Annotated in this window: 8 protein-coding genes; 7 read left to right on the top strand and 1 reads right to left on the bottom strand. The window is 66.7% G+C overall.

Annotated elements, in window-relative coordinates; translation table 11 throughout:
• A partial coding sequence (locus tag VK533_RS16070) for a TonB family protein (RefSeq protein ID WP_324379549.1) occupies positions 1-304 on the top strand: 304 nt, incomplete at its 5' end.
• A gap of 467 nt (positions 305-771) precedes the next feature.
• Positions 772-1,617 carry an energy transducer TonB gene (locus VK533_RS16075; RefSeq protein ID WP_324379551.1) on the top strand — a complete coding sequence of 282 codons (846 nt, stop codon included), beginning with the start codon at positions 772-774 and terminating at the stop codon, positions 1,615-1,617.
• On the opposite strand, the gene radA is transcribed toward VK533_RS16075, so the two are convergent.
• Positions 1,565-2,938 carry a DNA repair protein RadA gene (radA, locus tag VK533_RS16080; protein WP_324379553.1) on the bottom strand — a complete coding sequence of 458 codons (1,374 nt, stop codon included), beginning with the start codon at positions 2,936-2,938 and terminating at the stop codon, positions 1,565-1,567. The two genes, VK533_RS16075 and radA, sit on opposite strands and share 53 nt — an antisense overlap.
• A 105-nt stretch (positions 2,939-3,043) precedes the next feature.
• On the opposite strand from radA, the gene VK533_RS16085 reads away from it, so the two are divergent.
• The 5 genes from VK533_RS16085 to VK533_RS16105 form a co-directional block, all read left to right on the top strand.
• Positions 3,044-3,346, top strand: coding sequence for a hypothetical protein (locus tag VK533_RS16085; RefSeq protein WP_324379555.1), 303 nt, complete (start codon positions 3,044-3,046; stop codon positions 3,344-3,346).
• Entirely contained in the window at positions 3,346-4,020 is a 675-nt protein-coding gene (pyrF, locus tag VK533_RS16090) for an orotidine-5'-phosphate decarboxylase (RefSeq protein ID WP_324379557.1), read from the top strand. Before VK533_RS16085 ends, pyrF begins: the two co-directional genes overlap by 1 nt.
• Before the next feature lies 1 nt (position 4,021).
• On the top strand, positions 4,022-4,909 hold the full coding sequence (locus VK533_RS16095) for a 2-dehydro-3-deoxygalactonokinase (protein ID WP_324379559.1): 888 nt from the start codon (positions 4,022-4,024) through the stop codon (positions 4,907-4,909).
• A 98-nt stretch (positions 4,910-5,007) separates the two neighbouring features.
• Positions 5,008-7,230 (top strand): beta-glucosidase, encoded by a 2,223-nt coding sequence (locus VK533_RS16100; protein WP_324379561.1) that lies wholly within the window; start codon positions 5,008-5,010, stop codon positions 7,228-7,230.
• 46 nt (positions 7,231-7,276) lie between these two features.
• Positions 7,277-7,611: ParA family protein (locus tag VK533_RS16105; RefSeq protein ID WP_324379563.1), on the top strand; the 335-nt coding region annotated here is incomplete at its 3' end.

Here is a 7,611-nt window from a genome sequence, read left to right on the forward strand (position 1 = left end):
TAATGTTGCGGTGCCGGCGTTGCCGATCGGATCGCAAAGGGATTGGGTCTCGCCCGACGACTATCCGAGGACGGCATTGCGGGGCGGGGCGCAGGGGACGAGCAGTCTTCTTCTCACCATCGGCGTCGACGGCAGGGTAAGCCACTGTTCGAATTTCGGCAGCACCGGCAATGCCGATATCGATACGGCCGCCTGCGAAGCCATTCGCAGACGCGGCCGCTATCAGCCCGCTCGGGACGCGCAGGGCAAGCCGGTCGTCAGCTACCTGACCTTGCGCACGCGCTGGCAAATTCCCCAAAACTGAGCGTCGGCCCACCGGAGAATGGCTGTCCCTGGCTGAATGACCCGCTGCCATCCTGTCGCTCAGCACGAAGGGGCGCTTGACAAAGAGAACAAAACGTGTACGCATGGTGCGTGCCCTTCTTCCGTCATGCTGAACTCGTTTCAGCATCCACCCATCATCCGCATCGCCGCGCCTGTGACACGATGGACCCTGAAACAAGCCTGTCCTGAGCTTGTCGAAGGGGTCAGGGTGACGAAAAAGTAAAAATCAGCGGGATCCCCGCTTTCGCGGGGATGACGATAGAACTACCGCCCCAGCAAATAGTCCACCAACGCCCCCAAAGTCGCGAACCCGCTCACCGCCAGCGCGCCCGCAATATCCCGTGCCACCGCCAGGTCCGCGCCCGGCCCCCCGCGCCGATTGGTACGCGAGGAAAGCGCTCGACGGCGCACGATTTTCCCGCACATATGGCCGCAGGGGAGACATGAATGCCGGCAGCACTTCTTTTGGCGATGCTCGCGCAAGCCGCGGTTCCGCTTTCGCCGTCGGGTCAGTGGATCCTCCAAGGTGAACAAAATGGCTGCACGCTGCTTCACGCATATGGGGAAGGTAACCTGCAGGTCGCGATCGGGCTGCGTCCGTGGCCGGTTGGCGGATGGGTCGATATCCTCCTTTACCGGGGATATCTTTCCATCGATTTCGACAAGGGGGCGGCGCATCTGTCGGTCGACGGGCAGACCGTCGCGGACACGCCTTACGAAGTCTACGCGCTCACCGCCGGCAATCTGTCGCAGCTCGTCCGCTTCACCCTTCCGGAGTCCGCGCTTGCCGTGCTGGATAAGGCGCAGGTTGCGACGATCACCTTGGGCAAGGGCCACCCCATATCCGTGACGCTTCCGCCCATGGCGCGGCCGCTCGCGTCGTTGAACAACTGCCAGACGATGCTGCTGTCCCAGTTGAAGATCGACCCCTCGGCAACGCACATCGCGACGCCGCCTGCCCCCTTGGGCGATGCAAAATTATGGGTGCAGCCGCAGGACTATACCGAGCAGCGTTACGGCGGCGTGCAGGGCACCACTGAAATCCTGTTGGCCGTGGATACCAACGGCCTCGTCAGTAACTGCATCCCCTTCGGCAGTGTCGGCGCCGCCCGGCTCGACGATTCTGCCTGCAACGCCCTCCGCAGACGCGCCAAATACCGGCCCGCGCTGGATGCCGAAGGGAAGCCGATTACGGCCTATCTCTATAAGGCCGTGACGTGGGGCCAGTTGAACGACCACTTCACCGTCCGAGTATCTGATCCACCAACGCCCCCAACGTCGCAAAGCCGCTGACAGCGATGCCGTTTGCCGTGTCGCGCGACACGGTCGGCAGCATCGCCTTGCCGAACCCCAGCTTGGCCGCTTCCTTCAGCCGCAGCGCCGCATGCGCCACCCCGCGCACCTCGCCCGACAGCGAAATCTCGCCGAACGCGACCGTGTCGGCGCTGATCGGGCGTTCGGCCAGCGCCGAGATGAGCGCCGCCGCCACCGCCAGATCCGCCCCCGGATCGGCGATGCGATAGCCGCCCGAGACGTTGAGATAGACTTCGCAGGTCGAGAAACTGAGCCCGCAGCGCGCCTCCAGCACCGCCAGCACCATCGCCAGCCGCCCGCCGTCCCAGCCGACCACCGCGCGCCGCGGGGTCGCCCCGCTGGCGAGGCGCACGACCAAAGCCTGGATCTCGACCAGCACCGGCCGCGTGCCCTCCATCGCCGGGAACACGATCGCGCCGCTGATGCCGTCGCCGCGCTGGGTCAGGAACAAGGCCGAGGGGTTGGCGACCTCCTCCAGCCCCAGTTCGGCCATCGCGAACACGCCGATCTCGTCGGTGCCGCCGAAGCGGTTCTTGACCGCGCGCAGGATGCGATATTGATGGCTGCGCTCGCCCTCGAAGCTCAGCACCGTATCGACCATATGTTCCAGCACGCGCGGGCCCGCGATCGCGCCGTCCTTGGTGACATGGCCGACCAGCACCAGAGCGGTGCCGCGTTCCTTGGCGTAACGGATCAGCTCCTGTGCGGAGGCGCGCACCTGGCTGACCGTGCCGGGTGCGCCCTCGATCAGGTCCGAATGCATCGTCTGGATCGAATCGATCACGAGCAAGGCCGGCGGCGCGCCCTGATCGAGCGTGGTAAGGATATCGCGCACCGATGTGGCGGTCGCGAGCTGGACGGGGGCCGATCCCAGCCCCATCCGCCGCGCGCGCAGCCGCACCTGATCGGCGGCTTCCTCGCCCGAAATATAGGTGACGCGTGCGCCCGAAGTCGCCAGCCGCGCCGCCGCCTGCAACAGCAAGGTCGATTTGCCGATCCCCGGATCGCCGCCGATCAAAGTCGCCGATCCCGCCACCAGCCCGCCGCCGATCGCGCGGTCGAGCTCGGCCAGGCCGGTGACGAGCCGGAGGGGTAAGGCGACGTCCGCATCCAGCCCGCTGATCGCGACCGTGCGCCCGCCGGCGCGCAAATCATGCTTGGCCGCGAAGGGCGTCACCACGCCGCCGCCGCTCTCCTCGACCAGGGTGTTCCACTCGCCGCAATCGACGCACTGGCCCTGCCACTTGCTCGCGACGCTGCCGCACAATTGGCAGACATACCGGCGCTGCAGCTTGGCCATTCGGGGCTCCGTAAAAAACGAACGAAGCAAGAACATAGCCGGGGAAGAAGGTTAAGGCAATCGCGGCGCTGGCCTTGCCCGATTTTCCCCCCTAATCTGGATCATATGGCATTTCTGCGCACGCTTTTCTGGATCGCCCTGACGGTGATCATCGTGGTTTTCTCGGTCCGCAACTGGGTGCCCGTGCCGGTCAATCTGTTCGGCGATACGGTGGTCGAGACCAAGCTGCCGATGCTGCTGCTGATCGGCTTCCTGATCGGTTTCGTGCCGCTTTACGCGTGGCATCGCGCGGTCAAATGGCGGCACGACCGCAAGCTGTCCGCGATCGAACGCGGCCCGGTCATCACGCCGCCCGCGCCGCCGGCAACGACCTCGTCGCCCAACAGCGATCCGTTCCAGGCAGACTGATGTCGAGCCGCATCTTCGTCGCGATCGACACGCCCGATCTCGTGCGCGCGGTCGCGCTCGCGGAAAAGGTCCGCAACCATGTCGGCGGGCTCAAGCTCGGCCTCGAATTCTTCTCCGCCCACGGCCATCAGGGCGTGCGCGAACTCGGCCAGGTCGGGCTGCCGATCTTCCTCGATCTCAAGCTCCACGACATTCCCAATACGGTCGCGAGCGCGATCCAGGCGCTGCACGGCCTCGCGCCGTCGATCCTGACGATCCACGCCGCCGGCGGGCGCGCGATGATGGAGGATGCCAAGGCGGCCGCGTCGGAGACGACCAAGGTTGTCGCGGTGACCGTGCTGACCAGCCTCGACGGCAAGGATCTGAGCGCGATCGGGGTCGAAGGCGGCGAACATGCCCAGGTCGAACGGCTGACCGGTCTTGCCCGCGAAGCCGGCCTCGACGGCGTGGTCTGTTCGGGGTTCGAGGTCGCGGCCGCGCACAAGATGTGGCGCGACGGCTTCTTCGTCGTGCCGGGCGTGCGTCCGGCCGGCGATGCCGCCGGCGACCAGAAGCGTGTGATGACGCCGCGCAAGGCGCTCGATAACGGCGCCTCGATCCTCGTGATCGGCCGCCCGATCACCAAGGCCGAAGATCCGGACGCCGCCGCCCGCGCGATCAGCGCGACGCTCTGAAATGACCATATTGTCGGACGCTGGCCTGATTGCGGTCGATTGGGGTACGACCAACCGCCGCGTGTTCGTGCTCGATGCGCATGGCCAGGTGGTCGATCGCTTCACCGACGGGGCGGGCGTGCTGTCGATCCTGCCCAACGAATTCCCCGACGTGATCGCGATGCTGCGCGAACGCTGCGGCAAGCGGCCGATGCTGCTCGCAGGCATGATCGGCTCCAACCGCGGCTGGGTGCAGGCGCCTTATGTCGATTGCCCGGCGACGGTCGATGCCTTGCGCGAACGGCTGGTGGCGATGGACGGCGACATCCAGATCGTGCCCGGCGTGTGCGATCGCAACGACGGCCGCGCCGACGTCATGCGCGGCGAGGAAGTGCAGCTCTTGGGCGCGCTGGCGGCGGGGATGATCGGGCCCGATATGCAGGCCTGCCACCCCGGCACCCATGCAAAATGGGTGCGGCTCGAAGCGGGCGCGCTCGCCGCTTTCCGCACCGTGATGACCGGCGAGATGTTCGCGATACTGCGCCGGCACAGTCTGCTCGCGGGCCCGCTGACCGGCGACGTCACGCCCGGCGCCGCCTTCCAGGAAGGCGTATCGATCGCGTTCGAGCGGCGCGAACTGCTCGCCGATCTCTTCGCGATCCGGGCGCGCACCCTGCTCGGCACGCTGGCGGCAGAGGATGTGTCGTCGTTCGGCAGCGGCCTCTTGGTCGGCAGCGACGTCGCGATCGGGCTCGATTTCATCGGGCCGGGCGCGGTCGCCTTGATCGGCGATCCGGCGCTGACCCGGCTCTACGCCTGCGCGCTCGCGCTGGCCGGACGCCAGAGTCAGCAGCTCGACGGCGAGGCCGCCTTCCTCGCCGGGATCAAGGCTATCGCGGCCCGCACCTAAGACCCCCGCACTTAAGACTATGGCTCGATTGCGCCATGCGGCGGCGCTGCCTAAAGTACCTCTGACAACGTAATCATAAGATGTGAGGGGATGCGGACATGATGAAGCGTGCAAGCATATTGATCGGCGTTGCCGCGATCGCACTGGCCGCGCCCGCTTTCGCCGCCGCGCCCAATCCGCTCGCCTGGCAGAACAAGGCGCTGTCACCCGATGCGCGCGCCAATCTGCTCGTCCATGCGATGACGCTCGACGAGAAATTGGTGCTTGTGACCAGCTATTACGGCACCCAGGTCGAAACGAACGAATATCGCGATCCCGTCGCGCGCCGCCAGTCGGCGGGCTTCGTGCCCGGCGTGCCGCGCCTCCACTTCACCCCGCAATGGCAGAGCGACGCGGGCAGCGGCGTCGCCACCCAGGGCATCGCCGCGCCCGATCTGCAGCGCACGATCATGCCCGCGGGCATCCTCACCGCGTCGACCTGGAACCCCGACATGGCAGTCAAGGGCGGCGCGGCGATCGGATCAGAAGCGCGCTCCTCCGGGTTCAACACGATGCTCGCGGGCGGTGTCGATCTGCTGCGCGAGCCCGGCAACGGCCGCAATTTCGAATATGGCGGCGAAGACCCCTTGCTCGCCGGCACGATGGTCGGCGCGATCGTGCGCGGCATCCAGTCCAACCACATCATCACGACGATCAAGCATTACGCCTTCAACGATCAGGAAACCCGGCGCACCACCGTCAACATCCTGATCGACGAGCCGTCGGCGCGCATGTCCGATCTGCTCGCGTTCCAGATCGCGATCGAGAAGGGCAATCCCGGTTCGGTCATGTGCAGCTACAACCTCGTGAACGGGGAATGGGCCTGCCAGAACGACTGGCTGATCAACAAGGTGCTCAAGCGCGACTGGGGCTATCAGGGCTTCGTCATGTCCGATTGGGGCGCGATGCACGACACGATCAAGGATGCGCTCGGCGGGCTCGATCAGGAAGCCGGCGTCCAGCATCCGCGCGATTACGTCTATCGCGACAAGCTGAAAGCCGCGATCGCCGACGGCCGCGTGCCGGAGAAGGTGCTGGACGACAAGGTCCGCCGCATCGCCCGTTCGCTCATCGCCAGCGGCGCCGCCGACAACATTCCCACCGCCGACTTCAAGATCGATTACGCCGCGCACGAAGCGGTCAGCCAGGCCGATGCCGAGGAAGGCATCGTCCTGCTCAAGAATGATGGCCACGTCCTGCCGCTGGCCGGTTCCGCGCACCGGATCGCGATCATCGGCGGCCATGCCGATGTCGGCGTGCTGACCGGTGGCGGATCGGCGCAGGTCTATCCGCGCGGCGGCACGGCGGTGAAGGGCGAGGGCCCCGATCATTGGCCCGGCCCCTACGTCTATGCCCCGTCCTCGCCGCTGAAGGCGCTCCAGGCCGAACGGCCCGACGCCAAGATCACCTGGGCGAGCGGGTCCAGCGCGGATGCCGCCGCGGCGGCCGCCAAGGATGCCGATGTCGCGATCGTGTTCGTGACGCAGTGGACCGCGGAATCGCTCGATTTTCCGCTGACTTTGCCCAACGACCAGGACGCGCTGATCGACGCGGTCGCGCGCGCCAACCCCAACACGATCGTCGTGCTCGAAACCGGCGGGCCGGTCGTGATGCCGTGGATCGATCGCGTGAAGGGCGCGCTCGAGGCCTGGTATCCGGGCAGCAAGGGCGGCGAGGCGATCGCGCGCATCCTGACCGGCAAGGTCAACCCCTCGGGCCATCTGCCCGCGACCTTCGGCCGCGCCGCGACCGATTGGCCGCGCGCCTCGATCGACGGCGCGGATCGCGGCCCCAAGGAGGTGTTCGACGTCAAGTTCAGCGAAGGCGCCGCGGGCGGCTATAAATGGTTCGACAAGAACGGCACCAAGCCGCTCTTCCCGTTCGGCCATGGCCTGTCCTACACCAACTTCACCCAGGGTGGGCTCAAGGCCGCCGCTGCGGGCGGCACCATCACCGCCAGCTTCAGCGTGAAGAATGTCGGCAGCGTCGCCGGCAAGCAGGTCGCGCAGATCTACGTGTCGCCGGTCGGCGGCGGCTGGGAAGCGCCCAAGCGTCTCGGTGGCTTCGCCAAGCTAGATCTCGCCCCCGGCCAGACCAAGGCCGCGACCGTTACGGTCGATCCGCGCCTGCTCAGCCTGTGGGACAGCGCGCATCCGGGCTGGACGATCAAGGCGGGTAAATATCGCGTCACGCTCGCCACCTCGGCGACCGATCCGGGCAGCAGCGTGACCGTCAGCCTGCCAGCTTCGCATCTGCCGGCCGGGCGCGGCGTGGGCAAATAGGCAACGCGGTCATTGCGCTGTCGCAAGCGGGTGGTACCCTGCAGCGATGGCGACAATAGCGATCTATGCTTCGAAGGGCGGGGTCGGAAAGACCACGCTCGCGGTCAATCTGGCGTGGGCGTCGGCGACCTTATCGAGCCGGCGGACTCTGCTGTGGGATCTCGATGCGCAGGGCGGTGCGAGCTTCATTCTCGCGCCCGACCGCAAGGCCGGCGACGAAGCGCGCGCGGTGATCGAGCGCGACCTTAGCCCGCGCAAGCTGATCGTCCCGACCGCGATCTCCAATCTCGATCTGCTGCCGGCCGACGCGTCGCTGCGCACGCTCGACGTCCTGTTCTCGGAGATCGACAGCAAGAAGCGACTGCTCAAGATCAGCGCGGC

Origin of the sequence: Sphingomonas sp., from assembly GCF_035317925.1 — a bacterium.
Taxonomy (GTDB): Bacteria; Pseudomonadota; Alphaproteobacteria; order Sphingomonadales; family Sphingomonadaceae; genus Sphingomonas_I.